Origin of the sequence: Verminephrobacter aporrectodeae subsp. tuberculatae At4, assembly GCF_000193225.1 — a bacterium.
GTDB lineage: Bacteria > Pseudomonadota > Gammaproteobacteria > Burkholderiales > Burkholderiaceae_C > Acidovorax > Acidovorax aporrectodeae.
The window spans coordinates 1-1,911 of record NZ_AFAL01000988.1 but is presented as its reverse complement, the minus strand read 5'-3'; the positions used below and the strand labels follow the sequence as shown (position 1 = coordinate 1,911).

Here is a 1,911-nt window from a genome sequence, read left to right as displayed (position 1 = left end):
GCAAGCGCCCGAGCGCGCGGCCCAGCGCGGCGGCGGACTGTTCGGCGCAGGACATGGGCTGGCACCACCAGCGGTCATCGCGCTCCAGAATGCCCTCCAGCGCGGCCCGGTAATCGCGCTTGCCGTAGGTGCTGGCAAAGCGCGCCTGGCCGATGCGCGCGGCGATCACGCCGCGCGCGAGTTCGTCCACCCAGGCGGCAAATACCAGCGGCGCGGCGCGGTCGGCGTCCATCACCCCGTCAAAGCCCTGGAGCTGCGCCTGCGCGGCCGCGGCCAGCGGGTGCGCCGAGCGGGCACGCAGCAGGTGCGGCAGCAGCCGGCGCGCGGCCAGCGAGCGCACGTCGTGCTGCATCGCCTGCATGCTCGCGGTGTCGTGCTTTTCGGTGGCCTCGATGAGCTGCACGATGCGCTCGTAGCGGTAGGGCAGCGCCCAGTCCTGCGTGAGGTAGTGCGGGGAGTCCGGCGCCGTCACGCGCTGGTTCGCCGTCGCCACCCAGCCCCGGGCGCCGTCGTCGCGCGGGGTTTGCGCACGCGCCAACCAGCCCTGCCAGTCGTAGCGCGCGTCCCAGCCGGGCGACGGGGCCACGCCGCGGATGTCGTTGCCCGCAGCGCGCAACGGCACCCGGCCCACGGCCTGGAAGCGGATGCGGCCCTGGTCGTCGGCCGCGAGCACGTTCTGCATCGGCGAGTGGTGGTGCTCCAGGGCCTGGAACAGCGCGTCCACGGTTTGCGCCTGGTTGCTTTGCAGGCCCGCGAACACGCTCTGGTTGTCGGCGTCGAGCGCGCTCCAGCGCAGCGCGAGCACGTATTTGTCCAGGTTCAGCAGGTCGGCGTGCGACTTTTGCGCGTCGCTGAGTACCGGGCCATGGCGGGTGCTGCGTACCGTGTGCAGCACGTCCGCAGCGCCCTTCACGCGAATCCTCTCGGTGCGCAGCGTGAACCGCGCCCAGCCCTCGGGCGTGCGGTACTGCGTGGCGTCTTCCGGGTTGATTTGCTCCAGATACAGGTCCTGCACGTCGGGGCCGGTGTTGGTAAAGCCCCAGGCGACATGGCCGGTGCGGCCGAGCACCACGAAGGGCAGACCGGGCAGGGTGGCACCGACCACGTCGATGGGGGCGATCGGCGTTCCGTCCGAGGCCCTGCCCGCAGGCGCCCGAAGCGCGGCGAAGTACCAGACGGCGGGCACCGAGAGTTCCAGGTGCGGGTCGTTGGCGAGCAGCGGCTTGCCGCTGACCGTGCGCGTTCCCGCGAGCACCCAGTTGTTGCTGCCCCGGCCCTCGCTGCTGCCGGCGTTGCGCGTGAGTTCGTCGGACCAGGCGAGCATGCCGGCGCCGATCCGCGGGGACGGCGCCGCCGCCTGCGCTTGCAGGCGGCGGGCGTCCTCGGCCTGCGGCGCCGTCTCCCGGTAGACCCCCCACTGGCGGTACAGCGCGGCCAGGTCGGCCGAGGCTGCGGGCCGCTCGCCCGGGTAGGGCGGCATGAGCTGCCACAGGCGCTCGGTGTCCAGCGTCCTGGCAAGTGCCAGGCGCGCAAACTCGTTGCCCCAGTTACCGCCCAGGTCCAGCGCCATCATCAGCGCCCAGCCCACGCTGTCCTCGGGCTCCCAGGCAGCGCCCTGCACGCCCAGGATATGGAACTCGGGCGGCAACGCCTGGGGGCGGTCGCGGTGAAAGGCCCGTATGCCCTGGCTATAGGCTTGCAGCGCCTCCCGGGCGTACAGCGGCAGCCCTTGGTACTGGCGCCGGGCGGCGCCCATGATGTCCAGCGTGCGCATGAGCTTGTCCGTCGCGAGCGTCGCCGCGCCGAATATCCCGGACAGCTCGCCGTGCATCACGCGGCGGTTGAATTCCAGCTGCCAGCTGCGCTCCTGCGCGTGCACATAGCCCATGGCGAACCAGGCGTCCTGCGGGG

General features: G+C 72.3%; 1 protein-coding gene. It reads right to left on the bottom strand.

Features of this window, described 5'->3' with window-relative positions; translation table 11 throughout:
• Window positions 1-1,911, bottom strand: a 1,911-nt coding sequence (locus tag VTU_RS0124190) for a penicillin acylase family protein (RefSeq protein WP_010110250.1), incomplete at both ends; no start/stop codon positions are given.